Source organism: Oceanobacillus massiliensis str. N'diop (assembly GCF_000285495.1).
Classification (GTDB): domain Bacteria; phylum Bacillota; class Bacilli; order Bacillales; family Amphibacillaceae; genus Oceanobacillus; species Oceanobacillus massiliensis.
In genome coordinates, this window is record NZ_HE610978.1 from 234,737 (window position 1) to 260,306 (window position 25,570).

General features: G+C 41.0%; 25 protein-coding genes, 1 pseudogene and 1 other annotated feature. Of the genes and pseudogenes, 1 reads left to right on the top strand and 25 read right to left on the bottom strand.

The window, feature by feature from the left end; genetic code table 11:
- Positions 1 to 205: 205 nt before the first annotated feature.
- Positions 206 to 490 (top strand): DUF2624 family protein, encoded by a 285-nt coding sequence (locus tag OMHG_RS11090; protein ID WP_010650900.1) that lies wholly within the window; start codon positions 206 to 208, stop codon positions 488 to 490.
- A 37-nt stretch (positions 491 to 527) separates the two neighbouring features.
- Here the strand turns inward: OMHG_RS11090 and OMHG_RS11095 are convergent, their stop codons facing one another.
- The 25 genes and pseudogenes from OMHG_RS11095 to OMHG_RS11205 all read right to left on the bottom strand — a co-directional run bounded on the left by OMHG_RS11095 (position 528) and on the right by OMHG_RS11205 (position 25,465).
- A complete protein-coding gene (locus tag OMHG_RS11095; RefSeq protein ID WP_010650901.1) occupies positions 528 to 1,421 on the bottom strand; it encodes a deoxyribonuclease IV in 894 nt (297 codons plus the stop codon).
- A gap of 38 nt (positions 1,422 to 1,459) precedes the next feature.
- Complete coding sequence (locus OMHG_RS11100; RefSeq protein WP_010650902.1) at positions 1,460 to 2,773, bottom strand: DEAD/DEAH box helicase; 1,314 nt, start codon at positions 2,771 to 2,773, stop codon at positions 1,460 to 1,462.
- Positions 2,774 to 2,793: 20 nt separating this feature from the next.
- A pseudogene (locus OMHG_RS11105) lies at positions 2,794 to 3,913 on the bottom strand (Nif3-like dinuclear metal center hexameric protein).
- Entirely contained in the window at positions 3,891 to 4,619 is a 729-nt protein-coding gene (locus tag OMHG_RS11110; protein ID WP_010650903.1) for a tRNA (adenine(22)-N(1))-methyltransferase, read from the bottom strand. The pseudogene OMHG_RS11105 and the gene OMHG_RS11110 overlap by 23 nt, the downstream one beginning before the upstream one ends.
- Positions 4,620 to 4,695: 76 nt before the next feature.
- Positions 4,696 to 5,088, bottom strand: a complete 393-nt coding sequence (cccA, locus tag OMHG_RS11115) for a cytochrome c550 (RefSeq protein ID WP_010650904.1) — start codon at positions 5,086 to 5,088, stop codon at positions 4,696 to 4,698.
- A gap of 84 nt (positions 5,089 to 5,172) precedes the next feature.
- On the bottom strand, positions 5,173 to 5,730 hold the full coding sequence (locus tag OMHG_RS11120; protein ID WP_010650905.1) for a hypothetical protein: 558 nt from the start codon (positions 5,728 to 5,730) through the stop codon (positions 5,173 to 5,175).
- 82 nt (positions 5,731 to 5,812) lie between these two features.
- Positions 5,813 to 6,928, bottom strand: a complete 1,116-nt coding sequence (rpoD, locus tag OMHG_RS11125) for an RNA polymerase sigma factor RpoD (RefSeq protein WP_010650906.1) — start codon at positions 6,926 to 6,928, stop codon at positions 5,813 to 5,815.
- 30 nt (positions 6,929 to 6,958) lie between these two features.
- A complete protein-coding gene (gene dnaG, locus OMHG_RS11130) occupies positions 6,959 to 8,779 on the bottom strand; it encodes a DNA primase (protein WP_010650908.1) in 1,821 nt (606 codons plus the stop codon).
- 1,057 nt (positions 8,780 to 9,836) lie between these two features.
- Positions 9,837 to 10,643 (bottom strand): pyruvate, water dikinase regulatory protein, encoded by an 807-nt coding sequence (locus OMHG_RS11135; RefSeq protein WP_010650909.1) that lies wholly within the window; start codon positions 10,641 to 10,643, stop codon positions 9,837 to 9,839.
- 77 nt (positions 10,644 to 10,720) lie between these two features.
- Positions 10,721 to 11,350 (bottom strand): transcriptional regulator CcpN, encoded by a 630-nt coding sequence (locus OMHG_RS11140; protein WP_010650912.1) that lies wholly within the window; start codon positions 11,348 to 11,350, stop codon positions 10,721 to 10,723.
- A gap of 87 nt (positions 11,351 to 11,437) precedes the next feature.
- The gene (gene glyS, locus OMHG_RS11145) at positions 11,438 to 13,522 is read right to left on the bottom strand and encodes a glycine--tRNA ligase subunit beta (protein WP_010650913.1); all 2,085 of its coding nucleotides are present in this window, start codon (positions 13,520 to 13,522) and stop codon (positions 11,438 to 11,440) included.
- Entirely contained in the window at positions 13,523 to 14,401 is an 879-nt protein-coding gene (gene glyQ / locus OMHG_RS11150) for a glycine--tRNA ligase subunit alpha (RefSeq protein ID WP_010650915.1), read from the bottom strand.
- Between the two features lie 67 nt (positions 14,402 to 14,468).
- Positions 14,469 to 14,634 (bottom strand) — a binding site (T-box leader).
- A 59-nt stretch (positions 14,635 to 14,693) separates the two neighbouring features.
- Positions 14,694 to 15,437: a DNA repair protein RecO gene (gene recO / locus OMHG_RS11155; protein WP_010650916.1), complete on the bottom strand. Its 744-nt coding sequence runs from the start codon at positions 15,435 to 15,437 to the stop codon at positions 14,694 to 14,696.
- An 82-nt stretch (positions 15,438 to 15,519) separates the two neighbouring features.
- Complete coding sequence (locus OMHG_RS17960; protein WP_010650918.1) at positions 15,520 to 15,666, bottom strand: YqzL family protein; 147 nt, start codon at positions 15,664 to 15,666, stop codon at positions 15,520 to 15,522.
- Between the two features lie 93 nt (positions 15,667 to 15,759).
- Positions 15,760 to 16,668, bottom strand: coding sequence for a GTPase Era (era, locus tag OMHG_RS11160; protein ID WP_010650920.1), 909 nt, complete (start codon positions 16,666 to 16,668; stop codon positions 15,760 to 15,762).
- 239 nt (positions 16,669 to 16,907) lie between these two features.
- On the bottom strand, positions 16,908 to 17,285 hold the full coding sequence (locus tag OMHG_RS11165; RefSeq protein WP_010650922.1) for a diacylglycerol kinase family protein: 378 nt from the start codon (positions 17,283 to 17,285) through the stop codon (positions 16,908 to 16,910).
- Entirely contained in the window at positions 17,263 to 17,736 is a 474-nt protein-coding gene (ybeY, locus tag OMHG_RS11170) for an rRNA maturation RNase YbeY (protein WP_010650924.1), read from the bottom strand. Before ybeY ends, OMHG_RS11165 begins: the two co-directional genes overlap by 23 nt.
- Positions 17,737 to 19,869, bottom strand: coding sequence for an HD family phosphohydrolase (locus OMHG_RS11175; RefSeq protein WP_010650926.1), 2,133 nt, complete (start codon positions 19,867 to 19,869; stop codon positions 17,737 to 17,739).
- A gap of 74 nt (positions 19,870 to 19,943) precedes the next feature.
- The gene (locus OMHG_RS11180; protein WP_010650927.1) at positions 19,944 to 20,903 is read right to left on the bottom strand and encodes a PhoH family protein; all 960 of its coding nucleotides are present in this window, start codon (positions 20,901 to 20,903) and stop codon (positions 19,944 to 19,946) included.
- Between the two features lie 2 nt (positions 20,904 to 20,905).
- A complete protein-coding gene (gene yqfD, locus OMHG_RS11185; protein WP_010650929.1) occupies positions 20,906 to 22,123 on the bottom strand; it encodes a sporulation protein YqfD in 1,218 nt (405 codons plus the stop codon).
- 22 nt (positions 22,124 to 22,145) lie between these two features.
- Positions 22,146 to 22,427, bottom strand: coding sequence for a sporulation protein YqfC (gene yqfC / locus OMHG_RS11190; RefSeq protein ID WP_010650931.1), 282 nt, complete (start codon positions 22,425 to 22,427; stop codon positions 22,146 to 22,148).
- Positions 22,428 to 22,574: 147 nt separating this feature from the next.
- Positions 22,575 to 22,763, bottom strand: coding sequence for a hypothetical protein (locus OMHG_RS18345; protein WP_010650932.1), 189 nt, complete (start codon positions 22,761 to 22,763; stop codon positions 22,575 to 22,577).
- Between the two features lie 22 nt (positions 22,764 to 22,785).
- Positions 22,786 to 23,073 carry a hypothetical protein gene (locus OMHG_RS11195; protein ID WP_010650933.1) on the bottom strand — a complete coding sequence of 96 codons (288 nt, stop codon included), beginning with the start codon at positions 23,071 to 23,073 and terminating at the stop codon, positions 22,786 to 22,788.
- Positions 23,074 to 23,102: 29 nt separating this feature from the next.
- The gene (gene floA, locus OMHG_RS11200) at positions 23,103 to 24,095 is read right to left on the bottom strand and encodes a flotillin-like protein FloA (RefSeq protein ID WP_010650934.1); all 993 of its coding nucleotides are present in this window, start codon (positions 24,093 to 24,095) and stop codon (positions 23,103 to 23,105) included.
- A 29-nt stretch (positions 24,096 to 24,124) separates the two neighbouring features.
- Complete coding sequence (locus OMHG_RS11205; RefSeq protein WP_010650935.1) at positions 24,125 to 25,465, bottom strand: NfeD family protein; 1,341 nt, start codon at positions 25,463 to 25,465, stop codon at positions 24,125 to 24,127.
- Positions 25,466 to 25,570 lie beyond the last annotated feature (105 nt).

Sequence of the window (25,570 nt, forward strand, 5' to 3'; positions counted from 1 at the left end):
CCGTGATTCGGCGGGACCTGTGCATCTTTATTCTTCTCATGTTGAAATTCGTCCATAATCAAGACCTCCCATCTATTAATGAGGTGCGTTCATAGTTTATGGAAAGTTCCATTTAATACTGATGTTATATTATGGAATCCCGTTTCATGCACGATTGGTAAACAGAGGCATACAATAATACGTATTCTATAAAGGGGAGTCAGCGATGTCGATATTCATTAAAGAGCTCGTAAAAAATAAATTAAGAAATCTGTCCAGTTCAGAACTATTGAATTACAGTAATAAATACGGCTTTCAAATTTCAGAGAAACAAGCACAGGCAATCATCCATTATCTTAGGCAGTATTCTCCGGACCCATTTGATGCCGTTAAGCGCAAGGAAATGTTTCAGCAGCTTTCGCTCATAACCGATCAGGAAACCGCTGCTAAAGCACAGAAACTATTTGATGAGATCATTCGTTCTTATGGATTGGAACACTTGTTCGATTAAAAAGAGGAATAACAATTTACTGTTATTCCTCCAGTTTCTATGCATTTAGAATCTTTGCCTTCAAATCATCGTCAAAAGTACCACTCTTAATCATATCGATTTCAAGTTTGTATGGCGCCTTTTTATTCTTCTTATCTGTTCCAACATATGGTGTTTCCAGTATTTTCGGCAAGTGCTCAAGCTGCGGATGATGAACAACATAGTGCAGTGCTTGATACCCGATATGTCCAAACCCAATATTTTCATGCCGGTCTTTATGTGCGCCCCGCTCATTCTTGCTATCATTGATATGCAATACTTTAATGCGATCGACACCAATGATTTTATCGAATTCATTCAAGACACCATCAAAATCATTTACAACATCGTACCCTGCATCATGAATATGGCAGGTATCCATACAAACCGACAGATTTTCATTATGATGAACTCCGTCAAAAATTCTGGCAAGCTCATCAAAGGTTCTTCCTACCTCTGAACCTTTGCCGGCCATCGTTTCCAGAGCAATCTGCACTTCGCTGTCCTTTTCGAGAACTTCATTCAACCCTTCGATAATCTTTTTAATTCCCGCATCAGCACCTTCTCCAACATGGGCACCCGGGTGAAGTACGATTTGTTTAGCACCAATTGCTTCTGTACGGGCGATTTCATTTCTTAAAAAGTTGACACCAAGTTCAAATGTTTCTGGTTTAACCGAGTTCCCTATATTAATGATATAGGGAGCGTGGACGACAATATCTGCTATTCCATTGGCCTTCATATGTTCCTGTCCGGCCAGAATATTTAATTCTTCTATTGGTTTTCTTCTTGTATTTTGCGGTGCACCGGTATAGATCATGAACGTATTGGCACCATAAGAAAAAGCTTCCTCACTGGAGCCCAGTAGCATCTTTTTTCCATTCATTGATACATGCGATCCTATTTTTAACAAATTGTACACTCTCCCTGTTACATATACTGTTTCATTTTCTATTTATTAAACTTCGACTTTTTGTTTAATTTTCTCTTGATTGATTCCTGCTGTCTCTTCATTTTCTTCTTATAGCCTGGTTTGACCTTCTTGGCTTTCGGAACTTGTTTCCATGCTTCTCTTTCTGAATTTGTTGTTGTATTTGTACGAAGCTTCCGCTCATTCCATGGCTTCGCTTCTTTCCAGTCCCCGTCCTTTGCTTCCGCATAAGTGAATGTGAGACCTTTTTGCTCAAGTTTTGCAATCAATTTCAGGTCGGCTTCATCATAGAGGCTGATGGCCATTCCTTCCATACCTGCTCTAGCTGTCCTGCCAACACGGTGGATATAGAACTCCTCTTCTTTCGGAATCTGCGCATTGATTACATGGCTGACACCTTTGATATCAATGCCCCGCGCCGCTAAATCAGTAGCGACAACGTATTGATAGCGGAGATTTTGGATATCCTTCAGGACCCGTTTACGTTCCCTTGGTGTTAATCCCCCGTGAATTAGCCCCGCATCCAATCCCTTTTCCTGCAAAGCTTGAGCCAGCTCATTTGCTTGCTTTTTACCATTTGTAAAAATAATCGAAATATACGGCTGGATAGCTTTGGAAATCTCCAAAATGATAGCTGCATCACTACGGTGCTTGCGCGCAATCAGCCGATGTTCCATGGTTTCCGGAGAAAAATGTTCCTCGATTTTAACATACAAAGGGTTTTCCAAATATTTTTTGAAAAAGTGCTGCAGCCGCTGCGGAATGGTTGCCGAGAATACCAATAACTGAATATCTTTTCTTGAACGAACAAGCAGTTGATCCACTTCATTGATAAATCCGAGATCAAGCATCAGATCCGCCTCGTCTATTACAAATGATTTTGCGGAATAAATCGACAGTGCGTCAGCCTTTACCATGTCAAGGATTCTTCCTGGAGTACCTACAATGATATGGGGCGGCCTTTTTAATTTCTCCACCATTTTCTGTTTATCGGTACCTCCTACAAGCAGCTTGGCAATCCATTTTCCGTCTTTTTCGGCATAATGGATTATTTTCCTTACTTCATCATGAATCTGGGTCGCCAGCTCCCTAGTAGGTGCCGTGATAACAAATTGTACTTCTTGTTTGTTGCTGTCAATCTGATTAAATAACGGCAATAAGTAGGCATGTGTCTTTCCGGAACCTGTACGGGACTGTCCAATGACACTTTGTCCTTTTAAAATAGCCGGAATGACTTTCCCCTGAATTTCTGTCGGCTTTTTGAAACCCAGTCTTTCTGTAACATCGTTTATGATGGGATGGAGCGCGAAATGGTTAAATTCATTGTTGTTCATATAAGCAATACTCCTTTATTCTATATAAATTTAAATGGCTCTGTATTCGAATTGGAAATGACTACTTCCAATTTTTCTTGCTTAAGCTGTTCGTCCAAATAATTTTTGGTTGCTTCCTTCATCACTTTTTCAATATAATGACCCGGATCGATGACAGCCAGTCCCATTTGCTCTGCATCCTGGGCAATATGGAACGACATATCTCCTGTAATATAGACATCTGCGCCGCTGTGTTTGGCTGCATGAATATATTTTTCTCCGCTACCACCAAGCACAGCTATTTTGCGGACCTTTTTGTCAAGTCGGCCGATAACACGGAGTGCCGGCACATCCAATACATGTTTAACATGTTCGCATAATGCCCTAAGGTCGGTAGGCTCTTTCAATACTCCGGTTCGGCCAACACCGTATTTCTTTCCTTCATTGCCAAGTGGATAGATATCATAAGCGGGTTCTTCATAAGGGTGGGCATCAATCATATGATTAATAGCATTCTGAAGGCTGGACTGATGAACGACTGTTTCCAATTTGACTTCATTCACAATTTCAAGCTTATTCTCTGTTCCAATAAATGGATTCGTACCTTCCAAAGGCATAAATGTCCCATGTCCATTTGACTGAAATGAACAATGGCTATAGTTCCCAATATGACCTGCACCAGATTCATCCCAAGGCGCTGCGGACAGCGTTTAGATGCGAATCAGGTACATAAATGACAAGCTTGCATAGATTGTCCTCTGCTGACTCCAATAATATCTCTCTGGACTCCACACCCAATAAATCACAAAGCATGTCATTGACACCGCCATCGGCAGCATCCAGATTGGTATGTGAAGCATAAACCGTGATATCATGAGCAATCAGTTTTTGGATAATCCTTCCCTTTGCAGTATCTATATTAACCTGTTTCAGCGGTTTAAACAATAACGGATGATGTGCAATGATAAGATTTGCACCTTTTTCAATCGCCTCATCGACAACTTCCTCCGATACATCGAGTGTAACTATGATTTTTTGGACTGGATGATTGTAAGAACCAATCTGCAGACCTACATTATCCCATTCAAAAGCAAGATTTTTGGGAGCCCAGTTTTCCATAATTCGAAAAATATCTGAGTTATTCAGAATCCCCTGCTTCATCGTTTATTACCTCCTCTATCCATGCCAATTCCCGTTCAAACTGCTTTATTTTGGATGTATCCGGTACATTGGCATTTCGCATTTGGGCAACCACTCTAGTTAATTTTTCATATTCAAGCTGCCATTTTTCCATAAATACCGCAGATCTGTACTTTAACAGCAACGGTCCGAACAATAGTTGCTTTTCCCTTGAGCTGTCGGAGTATGGACTGTTATCTATCTTCCGATCGGCAACTAGGATTTCGTATATGTGGCCGTTTTCTTTCAGGATTGTTTCATCTGTTAAACGAAAGCCATTATCCAGAAACCATTTTCTGACGTTTCTTGCATCTACGTTTGGCTGGGCAATAATACGCTTTGTGCTCGATAATTTTGATTTGCCGTCTTCGAGAATGGATCGTATTAAGGCTCCCCCCATGCCAGCAATTACTATCTGGTCTGTTTCGTCTTTATTCAATATTTCCAATCCGTCTCCAAGTCTTACTTCCACCTGTTCATCCAAATTATAATTTTCTATCGTTGTTTTTGCACTATTATATGGTCCTTCATTAATTTCACCGGCAATTGCCCTTGCAGTAGCGTCCTGTAAACACACATAACATGGCAAATAGGCATGATCTGAACCAATATCAGCAAAAAAAGCTCCTTTTGGCAGAAATGAGGCAACTTGTACCAAACGATCAGAAAGTTTAAGTTTATTAATCATCATGTTCTCCTTCTAAAAAAGAAAAGCTTTCTGTTTGCGCAGAAAGCTTAGACTTTATATACCATTCACTTTATAATTATTGTTTTTCGCTAAGCCATTGAGATAAAGCTGATAGTTCTTCGCCGGCAACCTGAGATTGTGGAGGCATTGCACCTCTACCGTTTTGGATAATTTCAGCAATTTCATCTGCTGAATATTTAGATCCAACAGCAGTTAAGTCCGGGCCTGCTCCACCAGATAAATCTGCTCCATGGCACGCAGAACAGTTTGATTGGAATACAGCTTCTGCATCTCCACCCGCTGTTTCGCCTTCTTGACCCTCTTCTGCTCCCTGTTCTGTTTGTTCTCCGCCTTCTTCAGCTTGCTGAATGTCAGCACGCTGTCCTAAACCAACAACTGAAATAACAACTACGGTAAGTACCCCTAACAGTGCAATAATTGCATATGGTACAACTGGGTTTTTTCTCATTGTGTTTCCTCCTTATGTAATCCCAATAATGTATCTATAAAAGACTATATATAGTTTACTCGAATTTTGATTAATTTTAAAGGATTAAGCCATAAAATTTATAAAAATAATGTACAATAGTGTAAAAATAATACATGAAATACTAAGTGCTTGCAGGAGCTTAATCTTCTTCACGATGCTTATCGACAGCCAAAGGATAAAATTTACAACGATCACAGTTGCTAGTATGCTCTGATTTTGCGTAAATAAACGACTGGCCTCCATTGTGAATAAAAGCAGCAGCAATAGCGATGCGATCAATGGAAAATAAATGAAATCATATTGCTTCCTGCTGAATTGCCGATAAAGCCATATGGAATAAAAACCAAACAAAAGCAAAACCGTAAGTTGCAAAAGTGAATGAAATTCAGTAAAATATATCATAAGAAATGAAAACGGTATCATCAAAAACAAAAGCAAAATGCTGGTGATAATGAATGGTTTCCGCCGCTGCAGCGTTACGGATTCATTCTCTCCATCCTCCAGTTCCTCACCGTTTGTATAAAGCGCGAGGAGATAATCGCAATATCGTTCAGGAAGCATTCTATGCTCCTTCCAATATTTAATTTCTTTAATGATAATAGAGGTTCTTTCATCATTCATGGTTTCACCCCTATACGGATGGTTTTAAGTATGATTATAGGAAAAGTCATTATCCACACAGTGCATGAATAATGACAGCCTATCAATCCAAAAAGTCTTTTAATCGTTTACTGCGGCTTGGGTGTCTCAGCTTGCGAAGTGCTTTTGCTTCGATTTGACGGATACGTTCTCTCGTAACACCAAATACTTTCCCTACTTCTTCGAGTGTTCTCGTGCGCCCATCATCAAGTCCAAAGCGCAGCCGTAATACATTTTCTTCCCGGTCTGTCAATGTATCCAGGACATCCTCAAGCTGTTCTTTAAGCAGTTCATATGCCGCATGGTCTGATGGAGATACAGCCTCCTGATCTTCAATGAAATCCCCAAGATGGGAGTCATCCTCTTCTCCAATTGGTGTTTCGAGTGAAACAGGCTCCTGGGCGATTTTAAGGATATCACGTACTTTGTCAGGACTAAGCTCCATCTCTTCACCGATTTCTTCCGGTGTTGGCTCCCTGCCAAGATCCTGCAGCAATGAACGCTGCACACGAATCAGCTTATTGATTGTCTCGACCATGTGAACAGGAATTCGGATTGTCCTTGCCTGGTCGGCTATCGCCCGTGTTATTGCCTGTCTGATCCACCATGTTGCATACGTACTGAACTTAAAGCCTTTGCGGTAATCAAATTTCTCTACAGCCTTGATCAGCCCCATGTTCCCTTCCTGAATCAAATCCAGGAATAGCATGCCGCGGCCGACATAACGTTTTGCGATGCTGACAACGAGACGTAGATTCGCTTCAGCCAGACGGCGTTTCGCTTCTTCGTCACCTTCTTCAATGCGGGAAGCAAGTTCAATTTCCTCTGCTGCCGACAATAGATTGACTCTTCCAATTTCCTTTAAATACATGCGGACAGGGTCATTTATTTTAATTCCCAAAGGAACACTTAAATCATTTAAGTTGAATTCTTCTTCCTTTGCTATCTTTTGCATGTTTGGATCATCTTCCGATTCACCAATCACATCTACACCTTGTTCTTCCAGGTACTCATAAAATTCATCCATCTGATCTGATTCAATATCAAAATTGGATAAACGGTCTGCCACCTCTTCATAGGCTAATGAACCACGCTTCTTACCCATCTCAACCAATTTTTCTTTTGCTTGTTCCAGCGTTAATTCATTTTCCTTTATTTGCGAAGGCTTATTTTCGGCCATGAGTCCCCCTCCTTCCAGACTAATTAAAGATTAATTTGAATTTGTATTCTTCATATGCTTTTGAATCTCGATGATCTGTAATGCAATCTGTGCTGCTTTTAATGGATCGTTCTGCTGTTCAGCAAGTTTTTGCTGTTCTTTCAATGATTTAATGTTAACGGAATCACCAGACTCATTTTGGATGATGCGGATGTAATCATTAATTTCCCTGTCACTTATCTCTTCCAGGACTGGAATCATGGCGGCTTCCACCACCTGCTGCTTCAAACGATCATCCAGCCTTTCAATAAACAGACTTACATCCGGAGAATGGCCTTCCTCATAAAAAGCAAACAAGTGCGTCGCAATAATCTTATGATCATCCACATTGAATCCTGCACCTAGTTCATCCTGGACCTTATCCGTAATATGCGCATTTTGAAGCATATAGGAAATAAGTTTCTTTTCTGCATTATAATAAGCAGGGAATAACTTTTTAATAGGACGGCTAACTGTTGTCTTATTAGTATATCTGTTCTTTTGACGGTTATCCTTAGGTATTTCCCGTTTGTTCCTGTATTCATTCATTTCAGCAGATAAAGTTTCCAGTGAAATATTATACTCATTAGCGAGTTCTTTTAAATAATATTCCCTTTCAATGGAACTCTCAATCATGGCAAGCTCTTTTAATATGCTTTCTATATACTTTATGCGGTCCCCTTCCAATTTCAGATTAAAATCTTTTTTAAGGTAGCGCATATAAAAGCTCATGTAGGTATCGCTTGCTTTTATGACTTTGCTCTTGAATGCCTCACCACCGAATCGCTGGATATAACTGTCCGGGTCCATATCGGCATCAAGCTTAGCCACTTTTATCGAGCATCCTACTTTCTGCAATAAACTGGCAGCCTTGTAAGTTGCTTCAAGTCCTGCACGGTCCCCATCGTAACAAATGACTACAGTATCCACGTAACGGTTCAGAAGCTTCGCCTGTGGCTCTGTCAATGCAGTGCCAAGCGTTGCAACAACGTTTTTGATACCTGCTTGATAGGAAGAAATCACATCCAGATATCCCTCAAATAAAATTACTTCATTTTCTTTCCGAATATGCTTCTTTGCCAAATCAAAATTGTATAGCAGTTTACCTTTTTGAAATAATTCGCTCTCAGGACTGTTCAGGTATTTTGGTTCCTGATCCTTGCTTATGGAACGCCCCCCGAACGCCACTGTTTTGCCAATATGATTTCTGATTGGAAAGATGACCCTGCCTCTGAAACGGTCAGCTACGTTATTTTCACTTTGCTGAGACAGTATCCCAGCCTTAACCAAAAGCTGCTGCTGAAAACCCTTTTTGGTGAGGAATTCTGCTATAAAGTCTTTTACATTGGGGGCAAATCCCATTTGAAAGGCTTCGATTGCTTCATCCTCAATACCCCTTTCCTTCAAGTACTGGTAACCTTCTTTGCCATCTTTGGTGAATCTTAATAAATGATGGTAAAGTTTTGTCAACCAGTCATAGGCTGACAGGATATTCTGACTCTCCTGCGACATGGACGATTCTTTTTTGATGCCGGATTCCGGCAGCTCTATGCCGCTTCTATCGGCAAGAAACTTAATTGCCTCGTAGAAAGAGAAGTTTTCCATTTCCATCATGAATGTTACAGCGTTTCCACCCTTCCCGCATCCAAAGCAATGAAAAATCTGCTTCTCCTGGGTGACGGAAAATGATGGTGTCTTTTCCCCATGGAATGGACATAGCCCAAAGTAGTTCCTGCCCTGTTTCTTCAGTTGAACATATTCTCCAATAACATCAACAATATCATTGGACTTCCTTACTTCTTCGATTACCTCTTCAGGTATCTGATTGGCCATAATAACCACCATACTATACTATTATTCGTGATTCATTAAAAAAATCCTTCACGTTTCGACATTTTTTTCTGAACTTCCGAAAAAAATCAACCTCTTTATGTTTAGTAACTCTAAGAAGGCTGTCGTTTTTATTGCTTCATATTTACTTACCATTGTACCTCCAGCAACAAGATTATAAACAATTAATAAAGAAAGCATCCCCTTTTACAATTGCTATATGGTTTAATTCTACATAAACAGGCAGGAATCCTTCTTTATTATGAATGTTTTATTTTTCAGAATTGCATTTCATGGTATTTTTTTACGTATATGATTGCACAAAAATTTATTATAATACATTTTTTTTAATATATCTATCTTTATGCTTATTATTTTTCATTAAGACTCTTTGCATATGAACAATCCCAATAATCTTATATAAAATATAAACTACGCCGTGATTTGATGATGTGTTTTATCTCCGCTCCGGAAATACACTGCGCTTTCCGCGGGCTCGCGCTAAGCCTCCTCGCTCGCAAAGTTCGCTCCCTGTGGGGTCTTAGCGTCTTCGCTTTCCCGCAGGAGTCTTCGTGTATTTCCTCCGCTATGATTTGGCTTCTGAATCCTGAATCGATTTACTGATATTCAATTGTTAAGCTGATTGATTGGAGCGCAGGGAAGTCGACTCCAGCGGGAAAAGCAACAGCTGAAGATCCCGCAAGAAGCCGGTTTTGCTTCTGAGGAAGCTGAAGCGTTGCCCGCGGAAAGCGACTGCCTGGAGCGGAAATCGGCCGAAGCGTTCATCGGGTTTACTGACTGCCTTCTTTATAGAATAAATCCATAAGTAATTTGAGATGGCTGATAGAAGCCAAGAAAGTACAGCGGGAATAGCAACGGCTGAAGATCCCGCAGGAAGTGGGTTTCTTCCGAGGAAGCTGAGAGCGTCCGCCGCGGAAATCGGCCGTTGCTATTATGTCGCAGTTTCTATCAAATGAGAAGTTTAGAAATGACGTCACTTACGAAAAACAGCTTTCATAAAAGAAAGCATTCCACTCTTTATGGAGCAGAATGCTGCAGTCTAATTTTTTTGTATCATTCGTAAAATGAGATTTGCTGTTTCTTCAACCGCTTTATTGGAAACATCAATGACCTGACATCCGATCCTGTCTACGATCTTATTAAAGTAATCCAGCTCCTGATGTATCCGGTCCATATTAGCATATGTTGCCTGATCACCAAGACCGAGCGCTTTAAGTCTTTCTTTTCGAATCTCATTTAATTTATCAGCGGTAATCCGTAATCCAATGCATTTCGATGGGTCGACTACCATCAGTTCTTCTGGCGGATCCACTTCAGGCACAATCGGTACATTGGCCACTTTAATTCGTTTATGGGCAAGGTACTGTGATAAAGGTGTTTTGGAAGTTCTTGACACCCCGATTAAGATAATATCTGCCCTTGCGATTCCCCTTGGGTCTCTTCCATCATCATATTTCACAGCAAATTCAATTGCTTCGATTTTTTTAAAGTAATCCTCATCCAGCTTATGTATCAGTCCTGCTTCAAGTCGGGGTGTACGGTTAAAAACCCGCTCCATTGCCTCCATGGTAGGACCCATAATATCAATTGCCTCAATGTCTGCCTCTTTTGCCCTATCATTTAAGTAGCTTCTTAATTCTGGATCGACCAGTGTAAAGCCAATCATACCATTTTTTTCTTTAGCAATCTGGAGAAATTCATCGATGGTTTCTTTATCTTCCACATATGGAACACGCTGAATTTTATAATCACCGTTTTTGAACTGACTTAACCCTGCTTTAACTACCAATTCGGCAGTTTCCCCCACAGAGTCAGATAATACAAAAACAACTGGTTGGGTATTCATTATTAAAACTCCTCTCCATCCCTCGATAATTACCTATAGAAATTTGGAAATAAGTGACAACTTATCGTTGTTTCAGGTTAAATAGCATTATCTGTCGTTAACTCTACCAGAACTTTTGTCATCGTTGTTTTTGTAATCCGACCTACTAGTTCCAGACCAGCATCGGTATCTTTGACAACCGGCAGGCCATCAATCTGTTTGGTAATTAACTTTTGCGCTGCTTCGATCAATAAATCCTCTTTGCGGCACACCGTTATATTGGGCATTCGCGTCATGATGATATGAACTGGAACAGAGTTTAAATCCTGTTGGCCAATACTTGCCCGCAGTAGATCTTTACGGGAAAGTACTCCTGTCAAACAGGCATGGTTGTCAACGACAAATAATGTACCGACATCTTCCAGAAACATTGTTGATATTGCGTCGTAGACTGAGACACTTTCTTTGACAACAATCGGTATTTGCTGGAATTCCTGAACTTTAAATTTCTTTATTTTTTCTGTTAGCAGTTCAGATCCGGTTTTACCAGTAAAGAAATAGCCTACCCTTGGTCTCGCATCCAGAAAACCCGCCATGGTCAATATGGCTAGATCCGGACGAAGTGTTGCCCTTGCAAGATTTAGCTGATCGGCTATATGTTCACCAGTTATTGGCCCGTTTTCTTTCACTATTTCAATGATTTGTTCCTGCCGCTTAGATAATTCCACCTTTTCACCACCTAAAAACATTATGTCATACTATTGGTAAATATTATAGTGCATTACAAAGCAAAAAGGGAAACTAAGTTATACGGATTAGAATTGCTGCTTCCATTCAACCAATTTCAAATCTGCAAAATCCTTAATCAGTACGGATAGGCAGTTAACCAATGCAAGACGATTATTTCTAATCTGATCATCATCTGCCATAACCATATTATTATCAAAGAACGCATGGATGGGTTCAGCCAATGTTGCTAAGCATTCTAGAGCCTTAACGGAATCCTTTTGCTGATCATAAGCATAAAAGTCGTTTTTGCTTTGGTTATATTGATCAAATAAGTCCTTTTCGGTTTCTGAAATAAAGAATTCCTGATTCACTATATCTTTTCCATTGGCTTTTTCAGATAGATTGAGGACACGCAATAATGCTTCTTGTACCGGCTTGAACGCCTGATCATTCCTTTTTTCCGATAAAAGCTCAGCCTTGGAAACCGTGTAATCAAACCTGCCAATTTCGTTGTGAAGTACAGCCTGTATAACGTCCTGCCCCACATGTAGTTCTTTAAGCAGGAAGGCTGCCCGCTGCCTGAAGAACTCTTGAAGTTCCACGGTGGATGTCATGCTCTGCTGTTCCATGTTCACGTTTTGATATAAAGAGATAACGGTAGTCAAAATTTCCTCCAGAGAGAGCTCCCATTCCCTTTCCTTCATAATTCTCAAGATTCCTGTTGCCTGTCTGCGGAGTCCATAAGGATCTTGTGAACCAGTAGGAGTTAAGCCTGCTGATATACAGCCTACAATGGTATCCATCTTGTCTGCTATGCTGACGATTGCTCCTGTCAGGCTATCCGGAAGATCGCCATTTGCCTGTTTTGGCAAATAGTGTTCGCGAATGGCTTGCGCAACAGCTGGTGTCTCACCGAAATGAATGGCATATTTTTCACCTATTACACCTTGAAGTTCAGTGAATTCATTTACCATATTGGTCATGAGATCAAACTTACTGATTTCAGCTGCTCTTACAGCTGTTTTTGTCGTCGTTTCATCCAGTTTCAGTAGATCTGCAATATGTTTCGTAATGGACATAACACGGTTTACTTTATCACTGATTGTTCCCAATTTCTCTTGGAAGACAACCCGCTGCAGCTTCTCCTGATAGAAATGGATGGATTGTCTTTGATCCTCTTCAAAGAAGAATTCTGCATCTGACAGTCTAGCACGTAGAACTTTTTCATTCCCTCTGACGACAGTATCGATCTTATGCATATCTCCATTCCTGACTCCGATAAAACGGGGCAGCAGTTCGCTATCCGCTGACAATACAGGAAAATAGCGCTGATGTTCTTTCATCGATGTGATCAGTACCTCTGACGGTAATTCAAGGAATTTATCTTCAAAACTTCCCATAAACACTGACGGATACTCAACAAGGTTTCTAACCTCATTCAGTAACCCCTCATCGACCGGTATACGGAATTGATGTTTTTCTTCGAGTTCTTTTATTTCTTTTAAGATCATGTTCTCCCGTTCCTGCGAATTTGCAACAACAAAATTTTCTGCTAATGAATCCTCGTATTCAGATGGTTCATTCAGGCTGATTTCCCGGCCAAGGAAGCGATGCCCAAAAGTCTTGCTTCCAGTCTGCACACCGGCGATTTCAAATGGGATAACCTCTTTGCCAAACATGGCTACAATCCAGCGAATCGGGCGTGCATATCGCAGTGTACCATGAGACCAGCGCATATTCTTGCCAAACTGGATGGACTCCATAATTGCTTTAAAATCTGGAAGCAGCTGTTCTACAGGTTTACCTTCAATATGTTTATTAACGAAAATATAGGAAGTACCGTTAACCTCTTTGGTGAAAATGTCATCCGTCGATTTTCCTTGTCCTCTAGTAAAGCCGATGGCAGCCTTAGTCCATTCCCCATTTATGCCCTTCGCTATCTTTTCTGCAGGACCTTTTGCCTCTTCTTCAATCGTTGTCTGGAATTCGGCCATTTCTTTTATCGATACAGCGAGCCGTCTAGGGGTTGCGTAAGAGGTAATGGATTCATAGGAGATCCGCATCTCTTTCAGCCAGTCTGCAGTTTTATTTAAAAGCTGTTTCTCTGCATCATCAATGAATCTTGCAGGCAGCTCCTCTAATCCAATTTCAAATAAAGCATCTTTAGCCATTTACTCCTCCTCCTTCTTAAGCATTGGAAAACCAAGTTTCTCTCTTTCGGCAACATATGCTTTTGCAATGCTTCTGGCCAGGTTGCGGATCCGGGAAATATAACCTGTTCTCTCCGTTACTGAAATAACACCTTTTGCATCAAGCAGATTGAATGTGTGGGAACATTTCAGCACATAATCATACGCCGGGAATACGAGGCCCTTTTCCATCGTTGTCTTTGCTTCTTGTTCATACATGGAAAACAACTGGAAGAGCATATCTGTATTCGACTCCTCAAAAGTATATTTGGAATGCTCATATTCAGGCTGGTAGAATATATCTCTGACTGTCACCCCATGATTCCACTCCAGGTCAAAAACATTTTCCTTGTCCTGAATATAGGATGCAAGGCGTTCTATACCATACGTAATCTCCACAGTTACCGGGTTTGCCTCCAGGCCGCCGATTTGCTGGAAATAGGTGAATTGCGTAATTTCCATTCCATCCAGCCAGACCTCCCAGCCAAGCCCTGCAGCACCAAGAGTAGGGTTTTCCCAATTATCCTCAACGAAACGAATGTCATGTTCAAGCGGGTCAATTCCCAATTTCTGAAGGGATTCAAGATATAATTCCTGAATATTATCTGGTGATGGTTTAATAATGACCTGAAATTGATGATGCTGATACAGCCGATTTGGATTCTCGCCATAACGACCATCAGCAGGCCGTCTAGATGGTTCTACATAGGCAACTTTCCATGGTTCGGGACCCAAGCTGCGAAGAAGTGTCATCGGAGACATCGTACCTGCTCCTTTTTCGACATCATACGCCTGCATAAGTATACAGTTTTGTTCCGACCAGTGTTTCTGAAGCGTTAAAATCATTTCCTGGATATTCATCAAATGCTCTCCTTTATAACCAATTTATAAAAAATAAGAACCGTCCCTATGTCTACCAACTGATAGACATAGGGACGGTTCTTACCGCGGTTCCACCCTACTTGCTCAAAAGAGCCACTTTATCATCTTTGCTCCGGAGTGCCTTTCCCAGTATTCCCGTTGTCCAGCTTGCACTTCCCTGGACTCGCTTTGAACAGATAAATACCGGTACTCTTCTCCATCGTTGCAATTCAATATTAAAATGAAATATGTAAAAATGATACTGCATCCGGCCATACCTGTCAATCGAGAGCTATTTTAATCGATCCAGCTGCTCCAAAAATTTTCTCGATTTCAAATAAAAACCGCCATAACGATCATAGTATGCATTGAGTATCTGTCTTAGGACCTGTTTATTTTCCGGTTTGATGGAAATGGAGCCGATCCTTTCCAGACCAACTGTAGAAAACAGACGGAATAATTTGGCCAGTGAGTCAGATAATCCAACCGCATCTGCATCAAGGTGCCTGCAGCGCTGACAAAGCATCCCACCCTCTGCTATCGAGAATGCAAATGGATAATTTGGATTACCGCAATTTGCGCAGCGGTCAACGGTAGGGGCAAATCCTGCCTTCTCATACAGCTTCAGCTCATACATGATGACAGGTATTTCTGCATCCTCATTTTTGGAAATCCAGGTCAAAGTCTGGTGAAACTGCTCATACAAGGGTGGGTCCGTTACGTTTGAGTCCAGTAATTTATCGGTCAATTCTGTGATATAGGCAGCATAGGCGGTCTTGATAATATCTTCCCTTATTGCCCGAAAAGAATCAATGATCTCCCCTTGCTGAATTGTGCTCAGACCTGTATTGACATATACGAAAAATTGGGCTTGAATGAACGGCTGCGTAACTGCAGCCATCCTGCTTTTTGTTTTCTTAGCTCCCCGTGCAAGAGCAGTAAATTTACCGATCTTTTTACTGAAAATCGTCACAAGTTTATGTGTTTCGCCATAATCCTGTGTTTTTATGATAATACCATCTATTTTCTCCAGCACTCCGTTTCACCTTTCTTATCTTATTGCAAGGAATCAACAAATCCAATGATCTGCAAAATCTCTTCAGCGCAATTCGTCAAAGCTATATATTTGTATCCATTGATTGAATCGATTCCGTTTCAGCCTGTCCACGCTCTTCATTAAATGTTGCATTTTCCAACTCTTTCAGTAATAAATAGGTTTCAATGTTTCCTGTCTGACTAAAGATTTTCCAAGTTAGGTCGATCACAAGAAACCCCACCTTTCTTTTAATTTGAAAATGTAACTTACTAATTAGAGTGACTCATCTGCTGAATATCATAAGTATAAAAAATTACCAGATTTAATATTCATCATCCCGAAAACCATATTCATACAGTTGGCTTTCCTTATTGCGCCAGTCTTTTTTCACCTTAATCCACAGCTCCAGATACACTTTGGATCCCAGCAGCGCTTCAATATCCTTTCGGGCGTTTCTGCCAATATTTTTCAGCATGCTGCCTTGTTTTCCGATCAGTATTCCCTTTTGAGTGCTTCTTTCCGTTACAATAATTGCTTGAATCAGTAATTTTTCCTGTTCTCTTTTTTCTATATTTTCAATTACCACAGCAATTGAATGTGGTATCTCTTCTTTCGTTAGGTGCAACACCTTTTCCCTGATTAGTTCCGAGATGACAAACCGCTCAGGATGATCTGTCACCTGATCGGCAGGATAGTACTGTGGCCCTTCAGGCAAATGCCCTTTCAGTACATCCACTAAATGGTCGACATTATTCCCTTCAAGCGCAGATATCGGAATGATTTCCTCGAAATTGCCTTTATCCTTGTATTGTTCAATTAAGGAAAAAACTTCCTCCGGATGAATGAGATCGATTTTATTGATAATCAAATAGACGGGTCCTTTTACATTTTTCAGCAGATCAAGTATATATTGATCCCCCTTGCCATACCCTTCCTTGGCATTGATCATGAATAAAACAGCATCAACTTCATTTAATGTATTCTCAGCAACTTTAACCATAAAATCACCAAGACGATGTTTCGGTTTATGGATTCCCGGTGTATCGATGAATACCATCTGTGCATCATCCGTTGTGAGTACGCCCTGTATCTTATTTCTGGTTGTTTGAGCTTTATCAGACATAATTGCGATTTTTTGACCGATTACCCGATTCATGAATGTTGACTTTCCAACATTTGGTCTTCCAATAATTGTTATAAAACCTGATTTAAAATTTGAATTTGTATTCATGTTGTGTCCTCCGAAACGTTTTCTATTATATTATATATAATACTACAAATAATGCGTGCTTTCACTTATTCGACAAAACCTTTAAAAAGAATATCTTTTTTTACAGTACCCCATTGAACAATTATGAAATAAGTTTCTGACATTGCAGTTGAGTCTGCAAGGCAGCAATCATAATAAAACAGGCCTACTGATTGTTATCCAACAGCAATCCAACGACAAAAAGCCCTTGAGAATAGGGCTTAGAAAATTAACGATTCTATTTTTGGCCAGAAAATCAGAACACCTATAACGACAGAAATGACGGCAGCCACAAGCACAGCGCCGGCTGCCACGTCCTTTATAACCTTAGCAGATGGGTGTATTTCCGGCCGCAGATAATCAATTGTCTTCTCAATTGCACTGTTTGTGACTTCAGCCGTAAGCACAAGCCCAATGGTTAATATGATAATTCCCCACTCCAGTGCGGAGAGATGAAGCAGCAGACCTGTGATGATTACCAAAACCGTGACAGTCAAATGTATTCTGAAGTTCCGCTCTGATCGCACGATTTCCTTTAAACCGTTCCATGCGTATGAAAATCCAATTATTTTCCGTTTATCTTTCAATTCCAAACTCACCCAGAATATCATCCTGTCTTTTAAACATGATTTCTTCATCGTGCTTATTCATATGGTCATATCCTAATAAATGAAGAAAACCATGAAGAGTCAGGAATGCAAGCTCTCTCTCATAGCTATGATCATAATCAATCGCTTGCTCTTTTGCTTTATCCACTGAAATGACAATATCACCAAGTGTCAGTGGCATATCCTCACCAATCACATCGATAACATCCATTTCACCTTCGACCGATTCCTGCATAGCAAAGGAGATAACATCTGTCGGGGTGTCCTTTTGCCTGTAATTGCGATTCAGTTCTTGTATTTCCTTATTATCAACGAAATTGACAGACATCTCAGCTTCTTTTGAAATGCCCTCCTTCTCTGCAGCAAAATCAAGCAATCGCTGCAGTAAATCAATATAATCCGCGGCCACCGTTTTTGTTTTGTCATGAAAGTCAATATACATTCAGTTTGCCTCCTTCATCGGATATTGTATTCTTGAGTGGAAAATACCTTTCAAAGATTCACATATTGTTCTCTGAATGATTTTTAGCTCCTTTAATGTTAAAGGACTTTCATCCAATTGTCCATCAGCGACTTTATCTCGAATAATGGACGCGACGATACCGTCAATTTTTTCTGCTGTCGGTTCCTTTAAAGATCGTACCGCTGCTTCAACGGAATCACAAATGCAAATAATAGCTATTTCCTTTGTATGCGGCTTTGGACCAGGATACCTGAAATCCGACTCGTTGACATCTATCCCGTTTTCTTTCTCCTTGTAATAGAAGTACTTTAGCAACGAGGTCCCATGGTGCTGTCTCGCTATATTGATGATTTCCTTTGGTATCTTTTGCCTTTTAAGCATATCCGCTCCATCATATGGATGATTGATAATGATTTCAGCGCTTTCCATTGGTTCTATGAAATCATGCGGATTGCGCATGGCAACCTGATTCTCAATAAAATAATGTGGCCTGACGGTCTTCCCGATATCATGGTAATAGGCACCAACTCTGGCTAGCAGACCATTTGCCCCGATTGCTTCACAAGCCGTTTCACTTATATTTGCCACCATAACCGAATGATGGTAGGTCCCGGGTGCTTCGGTAAGCAGCTTTTTCAAAAGCGGCTGGTTCGGATTGGAAAGCTGCAGTAATTTAATATCGGAAAGTATGCCAAGGACGGTCTCGAATAGTGGCAATAAACCAATGGTAAGGACTACTGCAAGAAAAGCAGACAGTAATCCGAAACTGGATTGGATAAATAGATCTATCCATGAATATTTTTCGAACGAGAGAAATACAAATAGTAATACCGTTACCATATTGACAATGGCTATCGCTATCCCGCCCTTTAAAATAGCGAGCCTGTCCTTCATATTGATGAGGCAGATGATTCCGGCAAGCTGTGAAATGAGAAAATATATCCCAGCTTCTACATTCAATGCACCAGCTATTTGGCCATTGAATATGACAGATCCGAGAATCGAATAAACTGCAGCAAGCAAAATTGCCAGCCTCTCATTGATAAGAATCTTACTCAACAGGACACCTGTTGCAATTGGAGTTACAAAAAAGAGCTGATTTGTCGATGTCGTATAGAGACTAACTATTTTCATAAACGCCACAACGAGGATACTAATAAAAAAGATGGCAATGATTTTACCGTAGCTCCAATTTGACTTCTCCGCAGTCCTGTACATTTCGAAACCAATCAAACTGATCATAAGCAGGGTTAGCAGGAATAAGCCCAAGAGCGGGAATATATTCCTCTCTTCATTCAATAGTCCCACAAGCTCAAGTTCTTGGTAAATTTCGTTAGTAATGGTCTGCCCTTCCCTAACAATGACTTCCCCCGCCCGAATCATGACAGGGTCAACACTGCTAGCTGCATCCTTTCTTGCTTCCGATGTACTTTCATAATCAAAAAATGAATTTTCAGTTATCGCAAAACCTGCAAGCTCATTTAAAGCTTCCTTCTGAGCTTCATTCGGGCTCGAATAATTGATAAGCTGCCTTAAATTAGCTTCGGCAGTCTGCAGATTTTCAGTCCGGACACCATTATCCATCGTTTCCTCGAGGGAAGAAATAAACAGGTCCCTTCCAGCTGCCAGGTCTTCCTTAGAAAAATTCAGCAGTTTAAGCAGTGTTGCATCATCCACTTCATTACTGATTTCTTCCGACAGTACCTGCTTTAAATGCATTGTCTTTTCCTGATCGGTGACAAGGACTGACGCATTCTCCCCGTCTTCACTTGCTTCAGGCTCATCCTTTAATTTAATGATCGCATCAAATAACTCTTCAATGAAGCCAACCTGTTCGCTTGTCACCTCATCGGAAATATCGTAGCGATCCTGTACCGCCTGAACGGTCTCTCTTGTCTTTCTTTCTGTTTCCTGTTCGTTCTCTATCGTGATTGGAGAACGGATTGTTACATTAGCATTGCTGAACCTTTCGATATCATATGTTTCCGTATGTACATTGCTTAAAGTCATAAAGAAGAAATAGATTCCCAGTAATGAAACTGGCAACAAAATGAGCAACCACTTATTTTTCTCCTTTAAGTAATCCATGCCTTTTTTTAAATGATCCTTCACTCACATCACCCCATTGTAAGAAACGGTTTATACAGAAATAAGACCCGTATCCAGGGTCTTACTTCTCTAAAAAACTAATTATTAATTTCATATGCTGTAATTATGCGCTGAACTAAAGGATGTCTGACTACATCTGTTTGATTCAAATGTATGAAGGATATACCTTCCACCGAGCTTAACAGCTGCTGTGAAACATGCAGACCGGATTTTACACCTTTTGGAAGGTCAATCTGTGTAATATCACCGGTAATCACCATCTTTGACCCAAAGCCTAACCTTGTAAGGAACATTTTCATTTGTGCCGGTGTTGTATTCTGAGCCTCATCCAAAATGACAAATGCATCATCCAGCGTTCTTCCCCGCATATATGCAAGTGGTGCAATCTCGATTGTTTCCCGTTCGATTAGACGCAAAGTGTGCTCCACACCAAGTACATCATGCAGTGCATCATACAGCGGACGTAGGTACGGATCTACCTTCTCTTTTAAATCTCCCGGAAGGAAACCAAGGCTCTCTCCTGCTTCTACGGCAGGACGGGTCAGAATGATGCGTTTGACCATACCGCTTTTTAGGGCATTGACGGCCATAACAACGGCAAGATATGTTTTCCCAGTTCCAGCAGGTCCAATGCCAAATACAAGATCATTCGATTTGATTGCACTGATATAGCTTTTTTGCCCAAGAGTCTTAACCCTTATGGATTTCCCTTTTACGTTTTTAGATATCTCATCTTCAAACAGCGTTTCCAGCTGGTTGATCTTCCCGTTTTTCGCTAAATCTACGGCATATACAACATCTCTTTCAGAAATGGACTGGCCTTTTCTGATTACATTCAGTAGAGTAAGCAGGATTTCCTGAACCAGGGCAACTGCTTCAGCAGATCCCGATACACTCACAACTTCTCCCCTTGTAACAATGGAAACATCGAGCTGGTTTTCCAGCTGTTTTAAATTCTTATCATTTATTCCAAATAATGAAAGTGCTTCATTCGTACCCGTTAATTGCAAATCGATTTCAGTTAGGCTACCTGACATAATCAATCTCCTTGGTCTATTGGTTCGTGCTTTACTATATTTTCTTCTACAGAGATATATAGGTTTAATTTAACTTTACCATGCTCCATAGTTTCATGCAAAACTTTTTCTGACAATATTTTTGCATCTGTTCCCAATTCATTCTGAAGTTGTTTCACTGCCTGATTGATCCCCGTCTCAACCGCCTCTTCTTTTGTCCTTTCCATGCTATTGAATTCCTTTTCGCTTATCGTGGTTTCAACAACAGAAATCGGAAGCTCCCACTTCAGAAACTGGATTTTATCTTCTGTGCTATCCCGATGTATTTCCTTATATGGCGGTTCGCCAAATCCCCATATTGGCAGCTGGAATCCTGCCGCCTTCAGAAAATACTTCTTCTCCCTGTTTCCGGTCAGCTGCTCATCGCGATATTCCAGAGGAACTGTAACAGTGATTTCATACCATGTGTTTGCTTTTATCTCAGCTTCCGCCACTATTGTTTGTTTTGCTGTTTCTTCTCCATCCTCGGAATCCTCACTGCCTTCTTGCTCCACAATACCTTTTACAAGCATTTCTCCTGGCTCCACATAATCATTTATGCTGACCAGCGGTTGTCCTTTAGTTACATACATGTGGGTGATGACACCTTTTTTAGAAGCGACCAGGTTTCCTGGTATCTCTGGATCTGGTTCCTGTACAACAATCTTTTCTACCCCTTCAATATAGAAGGTTGTCCCTTTTTGATCCACACCTGCCCATAAAAGCTCAGGAACATCATTGATCAGTTTCTGCTGCAGTTCGGTAGGCGGGGCCTGAGCAAATAGCCAGGCGCCCGGATAAACGCCGTAACTGTTTAACTGCTTGTCTATTTTTGCCTCGATATCTTTCGGCACACCTGTAATTTTCACTTCCCAAATGATGTTGGATAAAAAAAGAAATAGGAGGAAACCAGCAAGAAGGCCAAACACCAGTGGTTTCTTTTTCATGAACCTTCTATATGCAAATGGGTAGCCATTTTTACGCAAGAATGAAACCTTATAAATTGTTTTTCTTCTTATTTGTTTCATTTGCCTTATATCGGATAGTCTGATGTTCCCCTCACAAGATTCTTCATCTATTTTTCTGACATTCCACACCTTTATTCCTTCACTGGCGCATTTTTGAAAAAACAATTCAGGTGCAGTGCCTTTAACAGATATCGTTACAAAGCCTGTTACCTTCGAACCGTCGATATGCTTCATAGCAACCTCCTTAAAGTCACTCTTAGTTCATTAAGAATTTCACCTCAGATATCGTACCTTCAAGCAGGATCTCTTTTGGTAGCATCATTTTTAAAACAAATGATGACCCTTTTATCTGTACATATCCTTTATTGACTTTCAGCTTCAGTTCCGTATCGGAATAAGCCGCCAAGCCTTGATGGTTCTCAATGTAAAAATGTATATGTCCAATGATCGTTATCCTGGGCATTTCCAGAATAACATCAGCTGGAAGAGAGAATTGTTCAGTTAATAAGGAACGAAGACGCTGTTGCCATTTAGCCAATGATGATCCCCCCTCACATAAATATTTATGAAAGCGGAAGGAAGATAAGAACTTATTTCATTTTCTTTTAGGCATAGCCCTTGCGAATACACAAAAAAGCCATTCATACGAAGTGCAATAGCACTTCATATGAATGGCAATATTACTTTATCTTATACGATCTTGCAAAATACTTCTATATGGTTTCTTTGCTCTGGGTGCACCCAAAATCTCGGACATCATAACACCGTTGACTAACCCTTTGGCACTAATATTATCAACTACCTGCCTTTTCATTTTTTCCTTATGAATGACAGATTCCCTTGTTGGTTCTTTCAGATTACTTTCATTAGACATCTGTTTGTTAGGATCGTCTATTCTAGTATCCGAAATAGCGCCAAATTTCTGCGATAGCCGCTCGATTTGATCTTTTTTGCCGCTGTTCAAATCTCGTAACAGCTGGCGTTTGCCTTTCCCGGTTGACACTTCGTTCGGCCGCACGCTTTTCACTGCTTTCGAACGGAGCTTGCGGTTTCGGATTTCGGGGAACGGGCCGTTTCTTTTCATTCTTTTTTTGCTGTTCATCATTGTTGTTATTTTTGAAGAAGCCGATAAGCCCCGAAACTATAATTGCAATGATAAACATATTATCAAAAATCCAGTCCATCAGATCCCTCCTTTAACAAATGAGGAAGATTATTTTTGATCATCATCCTTGTTATCTTTAGTCAGTTTACCAATGGTATCGCGCATATCCGTATCGGCACCGATATTTTGATAATTCATATAATCCATAACACCCATTTTACCGGATCTTAATGCTTCAGCAAGAGCAAGCGGCACATCAGCTTCCGCTTCCACAACTTTCGCACGCATCTCTTGGACGCGGGCAACCATTTCCTGTTCTTGTGCAACAGCCATAGCGCGTCGTTCTTCCGCTTTAGCCTGTGCAATGTTCTTATCTGCCTCTGCTTGATCTGTTTGCAGGATAGCACCGATGTTTTTGCCGATGTCAACGTCAGCAATATCTATCGATAGGATTTCAAATGCCGTACCAGAGTCCAGTCCTTTACTTAAAACGGTCTGTGAAATCGTATCCGGGTTTTCCAAAACTCTAGCATGTGTCTCAGAGCTACCGATTGTACTTACGATACCTTCCCCAACACGTGCAATAATCGTTTCTTCACCAGCACCACCGACAAGACGGTCAATGTTGGCACGTACAGTTATACGGGCCATTGCCTTAATTTCAATACCATCCATTGCAATACCTGCAATAAATGGTGTTTCGATAACTTTAGGATTAACACTCATTTGTACCGCTTCGAGCACGTCACGTCCTGCCAAGTCGATAGCTGCTCCCCTTTCAAATGGGAGATCTATGTTGGCACGATGGGCCGCGATTAACGCATTTACGACGCGATCTACATTACCTCCAGCCAGGTAATGACTCTCCAGCTGATTTGTCTTTACATTCAGTCCAGCTTTATGGGCCTTAATCAACGGGTTTATAACCCTGCTCGGTACAACCCGGCGGAGACGCATCCCGATTAATGTAAAGATACTTACTCTAACGCCAGCTGCTAAGGCACTAATCCAAAGCGCCACTGGAACAAATGTAAATAATACTGCTAAAGCGATTAAAATTACCGCAATAATAATCAACGGCATTAATTGGCCTAAATCCATTTAAATTCCTCCTATTGTTTGAATCTATATTATAATTCTTTAACTACAACGCGTACTCCTTCTACCTTAACAACTTTGATCGACTTTTCCTTTTCGATAAAACCGCCTTCTGATACGACATCAATTCGTTCTCCATCAAACACTCCAATGCCGGAAGGTCTCAGAGATGTGACAGACATGCCTTCAAGCCCAATCAGTTCCAGACGATTGACAGAAGAGACATATCCCTGTTCTGTCGTTGTACTGTCCTTCAGAATAATGTGACGGAACACTCCTTTATCCATCCCGATTCTCCTAAAGAGAATGACTGCCGCAACAACAGTAACGAGAAACGCAATCCCTATACTCATCGACATATGACCAAGATCATATCCTGACATAAAAAGGGATCCGATTATCGCACCTACTCCAAGCAGTCCGATGATTCCGCCTGGAACAAAAAATTCTGCAGCAATGAGTATAATACCAAGGATTAGCAAAACGACAGCTTCCATACCTGCAAGACCTGCTACAATATGGCCGTAAAAGAAGAGCAGTAATGCAATAATCCCCATTATCCCAGGTACTCCAAAGCCTGGAGAATAAAGCTCTACAACCAGTCCGAGGCTCGCTACTGACAGCAATATCGGTATAACAATTGGATTTGTCAAGAATCTGGCCACTTCCTCAGCAAAGCTTGGTTCGGTTTCAATGATTGTCGCTTCCGAAAGTCCCATTTTATATAAAAGCTCGACCCGATCCTTTATGATACCTTCTGAATATCCAACCTCAACCGCATCTTCCGGGCCCAATGTCAGAAATTTCCCTTCAGGTGCATCAAATTCCGGCAGATCAACGGAGCTATCTGCCATGGCGGCGGCATACAATGGATCCCTGCCTGTTGACTCTGCTGCACTTCGCATCTGCTCGAGCCATGCTGATTGTGCCTTGGCATCAGCAGCAGTTCCATCTGAATTGATAACACCACTGGCTCCCATCGTTGCATGCGGTTTAAAGTAAATAGTATCAGAAAATAAGGCAATATAGGAACCTGCAGAAAGTGCTTCGTTCACGATAAACGCTGTTGTAGGAATCTCCAGACTCTGTATCAATGATCCGATCTGCCCGGCAGAATCCACCCTGCCGCCAGGAGTATCAATTTCAAAGATAATATGGTCTGCCCCTGCTTCAGCAGCTTCAGCTGTTGCTCGTGACAAAAATGCTTCTAGTCCCCGTTCGACTTCCCTTTCTATCGGGATGACATAAACCGTTTTACCGCCGCCTTGGTCAGCAGCTTCTACAGGAGCACTTTTACCGGTAAACGTAAATAATGAAAGGATAATAGCTGCAATCATCAGTATGTAAAATGGAATCCGTTTCCCCGACAACATATTTCACCTCCCTATGCCTCTCACATACTTATACGAAACTGTTATGTAAAAGGTTTCAATAGACTTGCAGGAGTTTTGCATAACTTGATACTACCATAATCCTGC